Source organism: Leifsonia sp. Leaf264 (assembly GCF_001422325.1).
Lineage (GTDB): Bacteria > Actinomycetota > Actinomycetes > Actinomycetales > Microbacteriaceae > Orlajensenia.
On record NZ_LMMR01000005.1, the window covers coordinates 113,645 to 130,512 of the forward strand.

Annotated in this window: 20 protein-coding genes; 16 read left to right on the forward strand and 4 right to left on the reverse strand. The window is 64.7% G+C overall.

What is annotated here, in order from left to right; translation table 11 throughout:
* The first annotated feature begins 2 nt into the window (after positions 1–2).
* The 16 genes from ASF30_RS09560 to ASF30_RS09635 all read left to right on the forward strand — a co-directional run bounded on the left by ASF30_RS09560 (position 3) and on the right by ASF30_RS09635 (position 13,531).
* Positions 3–1,367, forward strand: coding sequence for a flagellar hook-length control protein FliK (locus ASF30_RS09560; RefSeq protein ID WP_055905261.1), 1,365 nt, complete (start codon positions 3–5; stop codon positions 1,365–1,367).
* Positions 1,368–1,376: 9 nt separating this feature from the next.
* Entirely contained in the window at positions 1,377–1,814 is a 438-nt protein-coding gene (locus tag ASF30_RS09565; protein WP_055905264.1) for a flagellar hook assembly protein FlgD, read from the forward strand.
* Between the two features lie 29 nt (positions 1,815–1,843).
* Positions 1,844–3,007, forward strand: coding sequence for a flagellar hook protein FlgE (locus ASF30_RS09570; protein ID WP_055905267.1), 1,164 nt, complete (start codon positions 1,844–1,846; stop codon positions 3,005–3,007).
* A 119-nt stretch (positions 3,008–3,126) separates the two neighbouring features.
* Positions 3,127–3,402, forward strand: coding sequence for a flagellar FlbD family protein (locus tag ASF30_RS09575; RefSeq protein ID WP_055905270.1), 276 nt, complete (start codon positions 3,127–3,129; stop codon positions 3,400–3,402).
* Positions 3,402–4,166: a motility protein A gene (locus ASF30_RS09580; protein WP_055905273.1), complete on the forward strand. Its 765-nt coding sequence runs from the start codon at positions 3,402–3,404 to the stop codon at positions 4,164–4,166. Before ASF30_RS09575 ends, ASF30_RS09580 begins: the two co-directional genes overlap by 1 nt.
* A 6-nt stretch (positions 4,167–4,172) precedes the next feature.
* The gene (locus ASF30_RS09585) at positions 4,173–5,096 is read left to right on the forward strand and encodes an OmpA/MotB family protein (protein ID WP_082467669.1); all 924 of its coding nucleotides are present in this window, start codon (positions 4,173–4,175) and stop codon (positions 5,094–5,096) included.
* A gap of 111 nt (positions 5,097–5,207) precedes the next feature.
* Positions 5,208–6,086: a flagellar motor switch protein FliM gene (locus ASF30_RS09590; protein WP_235480316.1), complete on the forward strand. Its 879-nt coding sequence runs from the start codon at positions 5,208–5,210 to the stop codon at positions 6,084–6,086.
* Positions 6,083–6,739: a flagellar motor switch protein FliN gene (gene fliN, locus ASF30_RS09595; RefSeq protein ID WP_082467671.1), complete on the forward strand. Its 657-nt coding sequence runs from the start codon at positions 6,083–6,085 to the stop codon at positions 6,737–6,739. The genes ASF30_RS09590 and fliN overlap by 4 nt, the downstream gene beginning before the upstream one ends.
* Positions 6,739–7,197: a FliO/MopB family protein gene (locus tag ASF30_RS09600; protein WP_055905281.1), complete on the forward strand. Its 459-nt coding sequence runs from the start codon at positions 6,739–6,741 to the stop codon at positions 7,195–7,197. Before fliN ends, ASF30_RS09600 begins: the two co-directional genes overlap by 1 nt.
* Positions 7,194–8,048, forward strand: a complete 855-nt coding sequence (fliP, locus tag ASF30_RS09605) for a flagellar type III secretion system pore protein FliP (RefSeq protein ID WP_055905283.1) — start codon at positions 7,194–7,196, stop codon at positions 8,046–8,048. The genes ASF30_RS09600 and fliP overlap by 4 nt, the downstream gene beginning before the upstream one ends.
* 2 nt (positions 8,049–8,050) lie before the next feature.
* Positions 8,051–8,326, forward strand: coding sequence for a flagellar biosynthesis protein FliQ (gene fliQ / locus ASF30_RS09610; protein ID WP_055905286.1), 276 nt, complete (start codon positions 8,051–8,053; stop codon positions 8,324–8,326).
* A 4-nt stretch (positions 8,327–8,330) separates the two neighbouring features.
* A complete protein-coding gene (locus ASF30_RS09615; protein ID WP_055905289.1) occupies positions 8,331–9,095 on the forward strand; it encodes a flagellar biosynthetic protein FliR in 765 nt (254 codons plus the stop codon).
* Positions 9,092–10,192 (forward strand): EscU/YscU/HrcU family type III secretion system export apparatus switch protein, encoded by a 1,101-nt coding sequence (locus ASF30_RS09620; RefSeq protein WP_055905292.1) that lies wholly within the window; start codon positions 9,092–9,094, stop codon positions 10,190–10,192. The genes ASF30_RS09615 and ASF30_RS09620 overlap by 4 nt, the downstream gene beginning before the upstream one ends.
* Before the next feature lie 3 nt (positions 10,193–10,195).
* On the forward strand, positions 10,196–12,247 hold the full coding sequence (locus ASF30_RS09625; protein ID WP_055905295.1) for a flagellar biosynthesis protein FlhA: 2,052 nt from the start codon (positions 10,196–10,198) through the stop codon (positions 12,245–12,247).
* Positions 12,228–13,160 (forward strand): hypothetical protein, encoded by a 933-nt coding sequence (locus ASF30_RS09630; protein WP_055905298.1) that lies wholly within the window; start codon positions 12,228–12,230, stop codon positions 13,158–13,160. The genes ASF30_RS09625 and ASF30_RS09630 overlap by 20 nt, the downstream gene beginning before the upstream one ends.
* 98 nt (positions 13,161–13,258) lie before the next feature.
* The gene (locus tag ASF30_RS09635; protein WP_235480317.1) at positions 13,259–13,531 is read left to right on the forward strand and encodes a carbon storage regulator; all 273 of its coding nucleotides are present in this window, start codon (positions 13,259–13,261) and stop codon (positions 13,529–13,531) included.
* An 80-nt stretch (positions 13,532–13,611) separates the two neighbouring features.
* Here ASF30_RS09635 and ASF30_RS09640 read toward each other — a convergent pair whose 3' ends face one another.
* Genes ASF30_RS09640 through flgN form a run of 4 tightly spaced genes read right to left on the reverse strand, consistent with a single transcriptional unit; the run spans position 13,612 to position 16,767 of the window.
* A complete protein-coding gene (locus ASF30_RS09640) occupies positions 13,612–13,980 on the reverse strand; it encodes a flagellar assembly protein FliW (RefSeq protein WP_055905304.1) in 369 nt (122 codons plus the stop codon).
* A complete protein-coding gene (locus ASF30_RS09645; protein WP_082467674.1) occupies positions 13,977–14,861 on the reverse strand; it encodes a flagellin N-terminal helical domain-containing protein in 885 nt (294 codons plus the stop codon). The genes ASF30_RS09640 and ASF30_RS09645 overlap by 4 nt, the downstream gene beginning before the upstream one ends.
* Positions 14,858–16,276 carry a flagellar hook-associated protein FlgK gene (gene flgK / locus ASF30_RS09650; protein ID WP_055905310.1) on the reverse strand — a complete coding sequence of 473 codons (1,419 nt, stop codon included), beginning with the start codon at positions 16,274–16,276 and terminating at the stop codon, positions 14,858–14,860. Before flgK ends, ASF30_RS09645 begins: the two co-directional genes overlap by 4 nt.
* A 2-nt stretch (positions 16,277–16,278) precedes the next feature.
* Positions 16,279–16,767 (reverse strand): flagellar export chaperone FlgN, encoded by a 489-nt coding sequence (flgN, locus tag ASF30_RS09655; protein WP_055905313.1) that lies wholly within the window; start codon positions 16,765–16,767, stop codon positions 16,279–16,281.
* Positions 16,768–16,868 lie beyond the last annotated feature (101 nt).

The window sequence follows — 16,868 nt, forward strand, 5'->3', positions numbered from 1 at the left end:
CCATGACCATCCCACTCATCGGATCGTTCACCCCCACACCTCCCAGCGGCCCCGCCGCGGGGTCCGCCGGCGGCGGCGGAGACCAGTCAGCATTCGCAGAGCTGTTCAGCCAGGCAGCGCAGTCACAGGACGGCTCCACTGTGCCCAGCGCTGGGATCGCACCAGCAGCCACCACGTTGCCAGCTCAGGCCGAAACCACCGCCGGCAGCGGCCCTGCAGCCAGCGTTCCGGTTGCCCCCGCTGACGCCACCCTGGAGGCCCCAGCTGCCTTCCTGGCGGCTGTTGCCGCAGCCGCACCCGCCGCTGCACCCGCAGCGCCCGACGACGTCGATGAGCCCGACGAGACCGACTCGACTGACGACGGGAACCCCTCCGACGCTGGAGCCGCAACTCCGCCCCTGGTCCCAGCTCAGCTTCCTTCGACGCTGACCCAGCAGGCCCAGACCGTGGTTTCGCCCGACGCTGCACCTACAAGTTCGGACCAGGTTGAGCCTGACAACGGAGCGGTCAGCCCGCAGGGTCGCTCGGCCGCCACCCCAGCTCCCGAGGCCGAGCCGGCGGCAACCGCCGAGTCGAGCACGACGATCAAGCCTGCCCGGTCGGTGTCAACAGTCGTGAATGTCTCAGCTGAGACACCCACCACTCCGGCGGCGACCTCCTCGGCGGCGCAGTTCACCGCAGCCGACAGTGGCCGGCCATCAGCAAGCGCAGCCACGGGGTCTCCTCTGAAGACTCAGCCCGCCCAGACCACTACTGTCGGTCCGATCGCCGGACAGGAGCCCGACGAGGGCAGCCAGCAGGCGACTGCACCCACGCCGGCAGCTCCCGCGGCCACCGCTGCCCCCACACCGACTCCGGCGGCACCCGTTCAGCAGGCAAGCCCTTCAGCCCCAGCCCAACAGGTACAGGCGGCAGCCGCACCTCTCCCGCTGAACACCCAGCTCGCCCAGCCCGTCGTCCGGCTCGCCACCGCCGGCAACGGCGACCACACCCTCATCGTGAAGGTCAACCCGGACAACCTCGGGCCCGTCACCGTGAAAGCCCATGTGGACGGACAGAAGATCTCCATCGAGCTTCTCACTCCCGACGCCACCGGACGCGAAGCGGTCAAGCAGGTTCTCGCAGACCTCCGCCGTGACCTCGCAGTCACCGGGGTGAACGCCACCGTCACAGTCTCCGACCAGTCCACCGGCGGCTCAGCCGGGCGCGGCGGCAGCGACCTCAGCCAGGGCAACGGCGGAGGCACTTCCGACCGCCGCGAACCCGGTGCTAACGACAACCGCCGAGACAGCCGACAGTCACACAGTGACAGGCCACAGCGAAACGCTGCGCACATCCCCACTTCCGCCCTCGATGTTCTCGCGTAAGGAGACACCATGACCGACGCGATCACCGGAACCATTTCGAACCAGACCTACAACGGTTCGATCACCTCCATCGCCAGCGGTTCGGCGCGCACCAGCGCTCCGAAGCAGGAGATGGACTCCGAGATGTTCCTCAAGCTCCTCATCACCCAGATGCAGAACCAGGACCCGTCCAACCCGATGGACTCCTCCCAGATGGTGCAGCAGACCTCGTCTCTTGCCCAGATGGAGCAGCTCACCGAGATGTCGGACTTGACCAGCGAGTCGTTCGGACTGCAGATGCGCAACGCCGCTGCCGCCCTGATCGGCAAGCAGGTCAGCTACACCGACGCGGACGGCAAGGACATCACCGGCACAGCCACCGCCGTCTCCTACAAGGACTCAACGCCCAAGGTCACCGTCAACGGTGTCCAGGTCAACCTCGACGTCATCTCCGGCGTCACCAACTAACCACTCCAGCAACACCCGAAAGGCACATCATGCTTCGCTCCCTCGGTTCCGGAATCTCCGGAATGTCCTCCAGCCAGAAGATGCTCGACGTCACCGCCAACAACATCGCCAACGTGAACACCACCGGCTTCAAGGCCAGCTCCGTTCAGTTCCAGGACACCCTCAGCCAGCTGCTGCGCGGCCCCGGCCCCGGCACCCCCGAGGTCGGCGGAACCAACCCCGCCCAGGTCGGCCTCGGCGTCCAGGTGGCAGGCATCGCCACGAACTTCGCACAGGGCTCCGCGAAGGCGACCGGTCGCGCCAGCGACATGATGATCGCCGGCGACGGTCTGTTCGCTGTCAAGCAGGGCGGCGAGACGCTCTACACGCGCGCCGGCGAGTTCGACTTCGACACCGACGGCCGTCTCGTCACCCCTTCGGGCGGGCTCGTCCAGGGTTGGACGTTCACCGACGGCGTCCTCAACCAGGGTGCTGGCCTGCAGAACATCCAGCTGCCCCTGAACATCGTCTCGAAGGCGACCACCACCACGGCGGCGACGATCACCGGAAACCTCCCCGATGACGCTGCAGTCGGAGACGTCCTCGTCCGCGACCTCGACGTCTACGACGCCGCCGGCAACAAGAGCGTCCTCAGCATCACCTTCGAGCGCACCGCAGCAGGCTGGGACGTCGGCGACGGCTCCACCGTCAGCGGGTCCCTCTCCTACACCGGCGGAGCGCTCACGGGCAGCGGCGCCGTCAACGTCGGCGGTGTCGACATCGACCTGTCCAAGACCACCGGCTTCGCGAAGCTCACCACCATCGCTCTCAACGGACAGGACGGCCACGCTGCCGGCGGTCTCGACTCGTACTCCATCGCCCCGGACGGCACCGTGGTCGGTTCCTTCTCCAACGGTGTCACCGAGAACATCGCCCGGATCGCGCTGGCGACGTTCACCAACTACGGCGGACTGGAGAAGGCTGGCGGATCCACCTACCGCGAGACGGTCAACTCCGGGCCCTCCACCCTCACCACCGCGGGCCAGAACGGAACCGGTGCCCTCGCGGCCGGGTACGTCGAGATGAGCAACGTCGACCTGTCGCAGGAGTTCTCGAACCTGATCGTCGCCCAGCGCGCCTTCCAGGCGAACGCCCGCATCATCACCACCTCCGACAGCGTCCTGGAGGAAGTCGTCAACCTGAAGCGCGGATAGCAGTAATCCGCTCCAGCCAATCGGCCGTTCCCGCCTAACACCAAGGCGGGGACGGCCGATTGTCTTTGTGAGGGCAACCCCGCCCCTTGACGTACGCCCAACGAAAGGCCCGCCCCACCATGATTTCCGTCACCAGGCTCAACGGCCAACGGTTCGCGGTGAACCAGGACCTCATCGAACAGGTGAGAGAGATCCCCGACACCACCTTGGTGCTTGTCGACGGAACCACGTACAACATCACGGAGACGTACGACCAGGTCTCCGACCTCATCGATCTCGCCCACGCACGCGTCCTGGCTGCGGCCTACAATCTTCGCGCTGGCACCGCTGAGGTCATCCACACAGAAACCACCGTCGCCCCAGGCGCCCCCATCAGGAAGGGCGGCCTCCTCTGATGGACATCGCACTCATCCTCGGACTCGTCATCGCTTTCGGGTCCATCGTCGTCACCGTCATCATCGAAGGCGGACACCTCGAATCACTGATTCTGCCTGGCCCGATGCTCCTGGTCATCGGCGCCACCCTCGGTGTCGGCATCGCCTCAGGCCGACTCTCCGACGCCCTCCGGGCGTTCGCCACCATCCCGAAGATTCTCATCGGCAAGACGCAGAAGCCGCAGGCTGTCATCGATCAGATGGTGCAGATCGCTGAGAAGGCCCGCAAGAACGGCCTCCTGTCCCTCGAGCAGGACGCCGCAGAGACTGACGACCCGTTCCTGAAGAACGCCCTCCAGAACATCGCCGACGGCACCGACTCCGAAGAGCTCCGGGTGCTGCTGGAGGAGGACCTCCACTCCAAGATCAAAGAGAAGAAGCACGCCGGGAAGTTCTTCAAGATGCTCGGCGGGTACGCCCCCACCATCGGTGTTCTCGGCACCGTCGTCTCGCTCACCCACGTGCTGGAGAACCTCGACGAACCCGACACGCTCGGCCCGTCGATCGCCGCGGCGTTCGTCGCGACCCTCTGGGGTCTCCTGTCCGCGAACTTCATCTGGCTGCCGCTCGGCGACCGCCAGGGACGTCTCGCGCAGATCGAAGAGGACAACAAGACCCTGATCATGGAGGGCGCCCTCGCCATCCAGTCCGGAACGCCGGCACGACTGCTTGGAGAGCGTCTGCGGGCGATGGTCGCCGACCACGAACTCTCCAAAGAGAAGTAGCCCCGGATGAGCAAGCGGAAGAAGCGGGGCGGCGGTGACGTCGAGCACCACATCGATGAACGCTGGGCCATCTCCTACATGGACATGGTCACGGTCCTCATGTGCCTGTTCATCGTCCTGTTCGCGATGTCCAGCCCCGACGCCGAGAAGTACGAGAAGCTGAAAGACTCCCTCGCCACCGGGTTCGGAACCGAGCAGTCAGAGACCGTCGATGTCGCCGAAGGAATCATCGTCCCGCCCGAGCTCGAAGGCGAAGACGAAAACCTGACGAACATCGACATCGCAAAGAAGGAACTGGCGACCTTGAAGGCGATCCGCGACCACATCAACTCGAACCTCACCGCCCAGGGCAACCAGAACGCCGTCAGCTACAAGATCGACGAGCGTGGACTCACCGTCTCCCTCGTCGGCGCGGAGACCTTCTTCCAGGGAGGGTCCACGGACCTGTCAGCGAAGGCAGTTGACATCCTGAACGCGATCGGACCGGTCGTCGCACCCATCAAGAACCAGCTCAGCGTCGAAGGCCACGCCGACCCGCACGGGTCCAGCGCACCGTTCCCCACCGACTGGGAGCTCTCCTCCGGGCGTTCCACCCAAGTCGTCCGGTTCTTCACTGAACGCCAAGGCGTCGCCGCGAACAGGCTCGCCGCGATCGGATACTCCTCAGCCCGACCCGTCACACAGGACGCATCCCCTGCAGGCCAGCAGCAAAACAGACGCGTCGACATCGTCATCCTGTCCGACAAGACCGACGCGGTCCGTGCCCTCATCCCCGGACTTCTCGCAGCCGAAACCGACCCGGCGAAGGCGGCAGAAATGAAGGCAGAGGCGGAGAAGGAAGCGGCGGAGCTGAAGGGCGCCCACGAGGCAGCCGACAAGTTGGAGAAGTCGACCAAGAAGGCCGAGAAGAAGAAGTCGGGCGGACATTGACAGCCGGCCCTGTTGCTCGCGCATAGAACCACTACCGGAAGTTCCGGTCGTCTTACCCTCCCGCAGCCGCGGCCGATGGTCATAGACGTGGCAATTCGAAAAGGCTCCCCAGTGAACCACCCAGAAGAGAAGGTCGTCGAACCGTACGACTTCCGTCGACCGACCACGCTCGCCCGCGAACACTCCCGTGTTCTGGAGAACGCTTTCGAGACGTTCGCCCGGCAGTGGGGAACCCAGCTGACCGCGAACATCAGGTCCCGCTCGCAGGTGACGTTCGACTTCGTCGCCATGAACTCCTACGACGAGTACGCGTCATCGCTTCCCGGCTCCACCACGATGGTCCTCGTCGACCTCGGAGACGACGCGGCAAAGGGTGTCATCCAGTTCCCTGCCACGGCGGCGTTCGGCTGGTTCAGCCACATGCTCGGCGGCACCGGAAAGCACAAGGAAGTGGAACGCCCCTTCACTCCGATCGAGTCGTCCATGCTGAAGAAGCTCCTCGACGACCTCATCGAAGACGTCAAGTACAGCCTGTCGCAGCTCATCGACTACGACGTCACCGTCGAGTCGGTCTCCCACAACTCTCAGTTCGCCCAGGCAGCCGCCCCCACCGAGCTCATGGTGGTCTCCACGTTCACCGCCCAGACCGGCGAGCAGTCCAACATCGCCACCATCGCCATCCCCTCCGAGATCCTGCTCCGCAAGCTCGGAACCACGAACCCCGTGGTCAAGGACGAAGACACCCGAACGCAGATGGCATCCCAGCTCGCCGATGTCCCCATCGAAGTGTCCCTGCAGATCCCGCCGGTCGACACCACCGGCTACGACGTCCTCAACCTCACCGTCGGTCAGATCATCCCGCTGCGCCACCCCGCCAGCAGACCTCTCGACCTGGCCGTGGATGGACACCCTCTCGCTCGCGCCGCATTCGGCAAGAGCGGCACCCGACTCGCATGCACCATCACAGACATCAAGGAGAACCACCGATGACCACCAACGCAGCAGAGCAGCTCCTGAAGCTCCTCCCGTCCAGCATCCCCCTCACCGTCACGCCCGGCGCACAGACAGCCGACGCGCAGTCTGTCCACCCGGGTGAGGCTTTCACAGCCACCTTCGTCGGCTCCACGTCCGCAGACATCACCCTCGTCATCAAGGACCTCAGCGTCCTCCCCAGCGACGGACTCGACCTCTCCGACGTCGTGACCCCCGCGATCGAAGCGGCCGCCAAGACGATCGGCGCCGGCGTCCTGTCCGCCGTCAGCACCGGCGGCACCGTCCTGTTCGGAGACCCCGAAGCCGACACCTACACGCTCACCGGCAACGGTGTGGTCCTGGGCTACATCGCAATCCGCATCCGCGCCAACTCCTCCGCCACGAGCGCCGGAGACGTCACCGGCAAGCTCAACCGCATCAACGACGTCGAGATGGCCATGACCGTCGAGATCGGCCACACCCGCATGACGGTGAAGGACCTGCTGTCGCTGGAGCCCGGCGCCGTCGTCGAGCTCGACCGATCCGCTGGCGCTCCGGCTGACATCAAGCTGAACGGCAAGCTCATCGCCCACGGCGAGGTTGTCGTCGTCGACCAGGACTACGCCGTGCGAGTCACCCGCATCATCAAGGACGAGGACACCGCAAACTAGTGGACCTCCCCTCGATCCTCAGGGTCGTCATCTCGCTCGTCGCTGTCTTCGGGGCCATCTGGTGGACCCGCAAGAAGCTCCTCGGCGGGAAGACGGCAACACTCCTTCGCAAGCAGCAGCTCGTGAAGGTGGTGTCCCGCACCAGCCTCGGCAAGAGCGCATCCGCAGTCATCATCGACACGGACGGCCGCCGACTCCTGCTCGGCGTCACCGAGCATGGCGTGTCCGTGCTGCGTGACTCCGAAGCCCCGACGGAACCTGTGTTCGACGCGGTTCTCGCCGCTGCCGACCTCAGCCTCGCAGAAGGCGAAGCAGAGGCGGCAGCGCCTGCCGACAAGCCAGCACCGACCAAGACCACGAAGAAGCCCGCATCGCAAGGATCGCTCAGCGGGTCCATCCTCTCGCCTGACACATGGAAGAAGTCAGGCGCAGCCCTAGGAGTAGGTGCCAAGAAATGAGCATTGCCGCGACCACAACACGGTCGCGGAGCTTCGGCCGAGCAGCGGTTTACGCCGCCCTCTTCCTGATCATCGTCATCGCGATTTTCATGCTGACTTCCACAGCAAGCTTCGCTGCCCCCATCGACCCGACCGACCCGAGCGCACCCGCTGACCCGACCGCGCCGACAGACGCCGGGACCGGCGGATTCGGAATCTCCATCAACGGACCCGACGGCGGCCCGTCTTCCGCGATCGTTACCCTGATCGGCATCACCCTCCTCAGCGTTGCACCGTCACTGCTGCTGATGATGACGTCGTTCACGAAGATCTTCATCGTCCTCGGAATGACCCGCAACGCCCTCGGCCTGCAGGCGATCCCGCCGAACCAGGTCATCGCAGGCATCGCCCTGTTCCTCAGCCTGTTCATCATGTGGCCGGTGTTCACCGACGTGAACAACGCCGGCATCCAGCCGTACCTGGACGGGAAGATGAACTTCGATCAGGCCGTCGCCGCGGGAACCGAACCGTTGAAGCATTGGATGCTCAGCTTCACCCGCGAGGACGACATCGCCCTCATGACCCGCGCTGCAGACCTCCCGAACCCGAAGACGCCGGAGTCGGTGGACATGATCACGTTGATCCCCGCCTTCCTCATCTCGGAGCTCCGGTCAGCGTTCATCATCGGGTTCGTCATCTTCATCCCGTTCCTCGTCATCGACCTGGTCGTTTCGAGCTCGCTGATGGCGATGGGCATGATGATGCTCCCACCGGTCATGATCTCCCTGCCGTTCAAGATCCTCCTCTTCATCCTCGTCGACGGATGGGGCCTGCTCGTCTCCGCACTCGTCAAGTCCTACAACGGAGGCTGACCATGGACACCAGCCAGATCATGGACATCGGCATGCAGGCGTTCATCGTCGCCGGCAAGCTGGCCGCTCCGATCCTCATCACCGGCCTCGTCGTCGGTTTCGCGATCTCCCTCTTCCAGTCGATCACCCAGATCCAGGAAGCGACCCTCTCGTTCGTCCCGAAGGCGGTCGCCGTTGCGGTCGCGCTGATCGTCTGCGGCCACTGGATGATCTCCGAGATCGTCGCATTCACCACAGACCTGTTCGACAAGATCCCCGCCCTGACAGGAGTCGGATAACCCCATGTACATCCCGATCGACTTGGCTTGGATTGAGGCGGTGATGCTCGCCTCCGTCCGCATGGTGGCGTTCGTCATCATCGCGCCTCCGTTCTCGTTCAAGGCGTTCCCCGGGACAGTGAAAGGCATCATCGGGGTCGGCCTCGGCGTCGCAGTCGCCCCGCGCGTCACCGACGGGTTCGAAGTCATGGATGACTGGGAGTTCCTGCTCGCCGTCGTGAGCGAAGCGACGATCGGAGCTGCGCTCGGATTCCTCGTGTACCTGATCTTCTCCGCCATCCAGGCGACGGGTGACCTGATCGACATGTTCGGCGGCTTCCAGGTCGCATCCGGGTTCGACCCGAAGCTCAACACCAACGGCGCTCAGTTCTCCCGCCTGTTCGGCATGGCCGCGATCGCACTCATGTTCACGACCGGTGCGTACCAGGTGGTGTTCGGTGGCCTGTTCCGAACTTTCGACGCTGTCCCCGTCGGAGGGATGCTGAACCTCCCGGCCACAGCCGAGCAGCTGGTGAAGTCGCTGTCCGGCATGTTCGTCGGCTCCATCCAGGTCGCCGGCCCCCTCCTTATCGTCCTGTTCCTCGCCGACCTCGGGCTCGGCCTGCTCACCCGTGTCGCGCCTGCCCTGCAGGCATTCTCGATGAGCTTCCCGGTGAAGATCGGCCTCACGCTCATCCTCGGGGTTCTCGTGTTCACTGCATTGCCCGCGTTCGTCACCTCCCTCACCACCGCCATCGCCGAAGCGTTCGGGGCGGTGACGTCCCCATGAGCGATTCCGGAGAGAAGACCGAACAGGCAACCGAGAAGCGGATGAAGGAGGTCCGCGAGAAGGGGAAGCTTCAGAAATCCCAGGATGTCGCGGCCTGGGTTGGCGTCGGTGCAGCAGCGGCCGTACTCCCCACAGTGATCAGCGCTGGGACGAACGCAGCCACCATCCAGCTCCACACAGCTCTGGACACCATCGCCCACCCCGACCCGACCATCGCCGTGAAGGCTCTCGAGGACGGCCTCATGTCGATCCTCCCGACCATTGCGATCATGCTCGCTGTCGTCGCTGTCGCCATCATCGTCTCCACGGTCGCGCAGGGAGGCCTTCACCTGAAGAAGTTCGAGATGAAGGTGGAGCAGTTCAACATCGTCAGCGGAATCAAACGCAGTTTCGGAACCCAGGCTCTGTGGCAGGGCGTAAAGGCGCTGCTGAAGACCGCCGTCATCGGGTACGTCCTCTACTCGGTCATCCAGGGGCTCATGCCGGTCCTCACACAGGCTGGTGGGATGAGCGTCGCGTCGCTTCTCGTCTCCGCCTCCAGCGGCGTCACAGGGCTCCTGACCTCCGCTGTCGTCGCAGGCCTGATCGTCGCAGCTGCTGACGTGTTCGTCGTCATGAAGAAGAACCGGAAGCAGACGAGGATGACGAAGAAGGAAGTCACCGACGAGCACAAGAACACCGACGGCGACCCGCTGATCAAGTCTCAGCGCCGCTCCCGACAGCTCGCCATGTCCCGGAATCGAATGATCTCCGACGTCGCAACCGCCGATGTTGTCCTGGTCAACCCGACCCACGTGGCCATCGCCCTCAAATATCAGCAAGGTGTCTCCGCTCCGCGCATGGTAGCTAAAGGAAAAGGCGTCATAGCCGCCCGCATCCGAGATGAAGCAGAGAAGAAAGGCGTGCCGATGGTCAAGGACATACCGCTGACCCGTGCACTCCACGACGCCTGCAAGATCGGCCAGGAGATCCCCACCTCCTACTACGGAGCCATCGCCACCGTGCTGGCCTTCGTCGCCTCACTGAAGCGTCAAGGCAAAGCCGCCGGCGTCCACCAGATGTCCAAACCCATCCCAGTACCGACCACAGCGAGTTAGAACATGAAGAATCTCATTCCGAAGATCGGCGTCCCCATCGGGGTCGTCGGCATCCTCCTGCTCCTGATCATGCCGATCCCCAGCGTCCTGCTGGACATCCTCATCGGCTTCAACATCATCTTCGCTCTGGTCATCCTGCTGACGACGATGTTCGTGCGGAAGCCGCTGGACTTCTCCGTGTTCCCCAGCCTCCTGCTGGTCGCCACCCTTTTCAGGCTCGGCCTGAACGTCGCCTCCACACGACTTGTGCTCGGCGAAGGCTTCGCCGGCCAGGTCATCCAGGCGTTCGGCCATGTAGCCGTGGGCGGCTCCGTGATCATCGGAACCGTCATCTTCCTCATCCTCGTCGTCATCCAGTTCGTGGTGGTGACCAAGGGAGCTGAGCGCGTCGCAGAGGTCGGAGCACGCTTCACCCTCGACGCCATGCCCGGCAAGCAGATGGCGATCGACGCCGACCTGAACGCTGGACTGATCGATGACGCAGAAGCTCGCCGTCGGCGCGCCGAGGTCAGCGCCGAAGCTGACTTCTACGGCGCCATGGACGGTGCCTCCAAGTTCGTCAAGGGTGACGCGATCGCCGGAATCATCATCATCGTGATCAACGTCATCGGCGGTATCGCGATGGGCATGCTGATGAAGGGCATGGAGATCGGCGAAGCCGTCGAGCACTACACGATCCTGACCATCGGCGACGGACTCGTCACGCAGATCCCCGCCCTCCTCATGGCAGTGTCCACCGGCATGATCGTCACCCGATCCAACGCCGAATCCGACCTCGGCTCCACGACCAGCAAGCAGCTGTCGCAGTCCCGGCTCGCTCTCAGCATCGCCGGTGTCGCAGCGATCGCGATGGGGATGATCCCCGGAATGCCGTTCCTCGCGTTCGCCGCGATCGGGTTCACCCTCGTGTTCATCGGGCAGCGGATCAAGTCGAATGAGAAGAAGGCCGAGCAGGACGCGAAGGTCCAGTCGGCACTGGTCCCGCAGAAGACCGAAACCGCAGACGACATCATCGACCAGATGCGTGTCGCCGGCCTTGAGATCGCCCTGTCGCCCGACCTGGTGGACATCGTGTCCGGTGCCAGCGACGACTTGCTCGCACGTGTGCGCTCCCTCCGGAAGAACATCGCCCTGGAGATGGGGTTCATGATCCCGCCGGTTCGCACCCGCGACAGCGTTGACCTTCCGGTCGGGACCTACTCGATCTCCATCGCCGGTGCTGAGGCCGCCCGAGGCCAGGCGCCGAGTGGGATGGTGCTGGCCATCGGATCCGGTCCGGGACTGGACGCTCTGCCGGGCGAAACAACCATCGAGCCTGTCTTCGGGCTTCCCGGCAAGTGGGTCCCCAGCGAGATGCGCCGCAACGCCGAAATGGCCGGGGCAACAGTCATCGATCGGGTCTCTGTCGTGGTCACCCACCTGAACGCCGTCGTCCTCTCCAACGCACCGCGCTTGCTCACCCGCGAGGACGTGCGCATCCTCACCGACCACGTGAAGAGGTCCAACCCCAGCGCCGTGGAGGAGCTCACCCCGAACCCGCTGTCTCTCGCCGAGGTGCAGCGGGTCCTGCAGGGCCTCCTGACGGAACGCGTGGCGATCAACGACCTGCCCCGTATCTACGAAGGTGTCGGGCTCCGCGCGAAGACGACCTCCGACCCGGAGCAGCTCATCGAAGCCGCCCGCGCGTCCCTCGGTCCGGCACTCGTGCAGCCCTACCTGGAGGACGGCACCCTGAACGTGATCACCTTCGCTCCGACGTTGGAGCAGCAGCTCCTGGAGGGCCTCCGCCCGTCCGAGGGAGGCACCGTCCCGTACGTCGGCGCTGACGTCACCGAGTCGATCATCTCGTCGATCCAGACCGTCTTCTCCGCCGTGAACGACGACGGCGCCGAGACCGTCGTTGTCTGCTCACCGCAGCTGCGGCCAGCGGTGCGTCGCCTCATCGCAGCGCACAAGGAAGGCGTGCCGGTGCTGTCGTACATCGAAGCGACCGCTGTTCCCAACACCAACATCAACACCGTAGGAGTGATCCGCCATGAGCCGGCACACGTATAGCGGCCAGTCGATCGAGGAAGCCAAGCGAAAGGCGACCGACGCCCACGGACCCAAAGTCCGTTTCGTGGAGGCGAACCGCCTCCAGCAGGGCGGAATCGCTGGGTTCCTGTCGAAGACCTCGTTTGAGGTCGTGGTCGACTCCCCCGAACCCACCTCCATGTACGACCCCTCGGCGCTGCTGGGCCTGCTCGACGAGCAGGACAGCCATGTGACATCCGAAGGCGCTGTGCGGGTGTCCACCGCCTCTTCAGCGTTCGACGACGTGTTCCAGAGTGTCACGAAGACGACCGGTCACAGCGCGGAGAACACCGCGCCGCCTCAGACCGAGGACGTCGGCATGTACGGCCGACGCACCGCCGTCACACAGCCAATCCCTCCGGCCATCCAGCCTTCCGTCGAGCACCAGATCCCCGCGGCGCTGAGCGCCCCTCAGATCGGCCCACAGCCGGCCGAACCGTCCCGCGTACCCGGAGATCTGGTGCTCGTGGTCGGCTTCTCAGACGATGCCTTGGCAACCGTCAGGGCCATGGCGCGTGCCGGCAAGCCCGTCGACATCCGCGCCGGCGGCGCCGCCACCATCAAGAACACCGACCCGATCAACGACCGTCGTAGCGCCCTCCCCGCCCGAGCAGACGCCGTCGGCCGGTCACGGGCCGTCTATGTCGCCTACGGCATCGGCTCCGATATCGACCTTCGCGAAGCGGTCTCCGCGATCCAGCCCGATCAGGTGTGGGCGGTTGTGGACGCGTCGATGAAGACCGGAGACACTGCCGCCTGGGTCACCGCTTTGCCTGCTGTCGATGGCCTCGCCGTGGTGAACACCGCACGAACCAGCACACCGGAGACGGCGAACCTCCTCGGCGTCCCCATCGGCTTCGTCGACGGAGAGCCCGCCGTCTCAGCGCGACTGTAACGCCACCCGCAGAAACCCGATCGTCCGCGCATGTAAGTGGTAAGCCGTCAGCCCTGACGGTGGGCCATGGAAGGCGAAAGGGGCCACACATGCTCGTGATGACACGAAAGACTGACCAGAAGATCATCATCACCATCCCCACGGGGGAGACGGTGGAGATCAGCATCCTCGAGGTGCGAGGCGACAACGTCCGCATCGGGTTCGAAGCCCCGAGAAGCGTATTCAGCATCGACCGCCAGGAGGTGGCCGACGCCGTAGCGCAGACCAACTTGGAGGCTGCAGCAGGAACCGCAAACGACGCTGCCGAGGCTGGCCTGAAGGCCATGTTCGGTGGCAACTCCGCACAGACTGCGTTGCTAGGCAACCGCTGAGCGACTAGCTCACATCGCCGAATGGCGGAAACGACTGAAGGCCGGGAGGCGAACCTCCCGGCCTTCATTTTCGTTTGTGCCTACGCGGCCAGCTTCTGGCGCAGCGGCCAGTTCTGGCCATCCAGGATCACCTGCGCGCTCACTCCGGTGTCCCGGTGGACGATGATCGGGGCGATCAGGTTCACCGTCGTCTCCTCCTGCGCCGGGTTCACGACAACGAAGACGTCAACCTTCTCGATTGTCGTAGCCCCGATGACTGCGAGCCTGTCGGCGCTGAGCTCCGGGCTGTAGGTGGGGAGGTGGACGGCTGCGTCGAGGACGAACAGGCGCACATCCCCTCCGCGGAGGGCGTACACGGCGTCTGCACCGTCGATGGGGTCAAGGGCGAAGTCGGTCAACGAGCCGAGACCGAGCGGGGGCTGCGCGAAAGTCAGCGCTTCGGCCCTCATCGGAGGAAGTCCATCAGGTTGTGCTGGTTGGACTTGGCGGTGACGGACAACGCCGTCTGGTAGGTCAGTTCCTGCATCTGCAGCTCCATGATGATCGTGGGGAGGTCGATGTCTTCCAGGCGGACGCGCTGGTCCTCCAGGTCGACCTTGCGGGTGGCGAGGGATTCCTCAGTGGTGAGCACGACGTTGTGTCGGGCTCCGATGGTGGACTGGGCCTTGCGGACATCGTCGAGGGTCTTGTCGATCTCGCCGATCCGGGCTGACGTGGGAACGCCGGCGCGGAGGTCGGAGATCAGTCCGTCGAGCTTGGCGAAGATCGAGTCGGTCCCGGTTCCGAAGATGGCTGCTCCGTCGGCATCGACCTTGATGGTCGCTCCGTCTCCGAGGCGGCGTTCTACCGATGAGCCGGCGATACCGTTGTAGCTGTAGTCGTCGTTGAAGACGACCCCCGTGTCGCTGGTGCCTGCGTACACGGAGCGTCCCTGGTAGTTTGCGCTTGTCTCCTTCAGAAGCGAGTCCTTGATGGTGGTCAGTTCCAGCGCGATGGCCTCCTTCGCCTGAGGCGACATGGATCCGTCGTTCGCTCCCTGGACTGCGAGGTCGCGGGCACGAGACAGCTGGCTGTTCACCGTCATGAGGGACGAGTCGATGGTGGTGAGCCATCCGAGCGCGTCAGCGATGTTGCGGGTGTACTGCTCGCCGGAGGCCTGGGCCTTGTGGACGCCGAGGAGGTTGGCGGATCCGGACGGATCATCCGAGGGCGCTTGGATCCGCTTGCCGGAGGTGGCCTGGTTCTGCAGGGTGGCGTACTTGCTGCCGGCTGCCTGCAGGTGACGCGACTGCGTCTCCATGCGCATCAGGTTTGTGGTTCGTGTGATCATCGTCCAACGAGTCCTGTCTTGTTGATGAGGGTGTCGAGCAGCTCGTCCATCGCGGTCATCGCTCGGGCGGCCGCCTGGTACGCGGTCTGTGCGGAGATCAGGTTCATGCTCTCCTCGTCCAGGTCGACGCCAGCCTGCGCCTTCTGGGCGCCGGAGGCGTTGCCGTAGGAGAGGTCAGCGAGATCGGACTGGCGAAGCTCACCCTGTGAGGTGACTGCGATGGAACCGACGAATGCGTTCCACTGGCCGTCGGCGGAGAGGTTCCCGACTCCCAGCTGGGAGATCTTGTCGGCAATCGATCCGTCGAGGTTGCCGGCGCCGGCTGCGCCCACAGCGATGTCGTTGATGCCTGTGGCGATCACGTTCAGGCCGAGAGCGGCAGGTGCCCCTGGGGTGAACCCGAAGAAGTCCAGCCCGGTGACACCTTCGAAGGTGGAGCCGGTGCGGTGGACGTCGTTGACTGTGGCAGCGAGAGTGGTTGCAACCCGGTTGTACGCCTCTGCGGACTCCGCGAGGGCACCTCCGGTGCCTGTGGCATTGGCCGGCTTCAGGAGCGACAGGTGAGCGGCGAGCTCCCCACCGTCCATGGCGATCGCCAGGCCCGGGTGCTTCACCCATTCGAGGTGTACGTCGGAGCCGAGGGTGGTGCCGCCGACAGCCTTCACTTCGTTGAAGTCAGCGCCGCTGACGAGGGGGTTGCCGCCGACGAGGACGTCGATGCCTCCGTCGGAGCGGCCGACGACAACGCCGCCGGCTGTCTCCGCGACGTGCTCGGCGAGGAGGTTGCGTCGGTCGACGAGTTCGTTGGTGGAGCCGCCGGCTGCCGCCTGCTTGCGGATCTGGTCGTTCAGCTCGGCGATCTGCCGTCCGGCGTTGTTGAGCTCAGCGGTGACTGCGTCGACTGTGCCGCGGGTTGAACCCCACTGGTCGTCGATGGCCCGGTAGCCGTCCGCGAGCTGGGCGCCGAGAACGTGCGCCTGCTCGACGACAACGGAAGCTCCAGCAGCCTTACCTGCGTTGTTGGAGAGGTCCTGCCATGAGTTCCAGAACTTCGACAGCTGGGCTGCGAGCCCGTCCTTGCTGGGTTCGTTGAGAACCTTCTCGATGTTGGAGAACGCGGTGGCGCGAGTGGCGTGGAACCCGGAGTTCGACAGGGCGGTGCGGACGCGAGCGTCGAGGAACTTGTCGCCGAGCCGGTTGATGGCGTCGACGGTCACTCCGCCACCGGCGGTGGGGAGCGGCTGCTCGAGGATGCCTGCCTTGCCCACGGACGCGACGGAGGACTGCGACACTCGCTGGCGGGTGTAACCGGTGGTGTTGGCGTTGGCGACGTTCTGGCCGGCGACGTCCACGGCGGTGCGTGCGGCGGTCAAGCCCATGAATGAGGTGTTCAGGCCTGCGAAGGTGCTGCCCATGTTCAGAGTTCCTTGTCGATGAGTCGTGCTGTGGCGCGACCAGAGTGGGTGGCGCCTGAGGCGTTGTAGACCGCAGCGGAACCGTTGGCGTCGGCCAGGGTCTCCTGGGTGGAGCGGATCGCGGAGCGGATGAGGTGTTCGTTGGAGTCGCGGAGCCCGGCGAGCTCGGTGAGGGAGGAGGTGAGCGCCTTGTGGTGGGAGACGAGGATCTCCCTCCAGACGTCTTCGGCTGCGTCGCTGTCGGCCAGCTGGAGCAGGGAGGAATCCTCCGGGAGGTCCCATTCTGCGGCGACGATCGACACCTCGACTGCGAGGGCGAGGTTCACTTCGGAGAGCTTCGACTGGATCTTCTCGATCTCACCTGTCGCTCGTGGGAGCCAACGGGTCTTTCCGGCGGTCAGCAGGAGCTGTTCGGTCTCCAACTTGAAGACCAGAACGTCGAGGAGTTCACGTTCTGCCCAAAGCAGCGCACTTACTTCATGCATGCTCATCTGTGTCCCACCTCCTTTTCTTTTCTCGGGGCCGACGGCGGGGTGCCGGCCAGATTCACACGTGACTATCGGGCGGACCGGAGGGTGTGTAAGCAGGAACG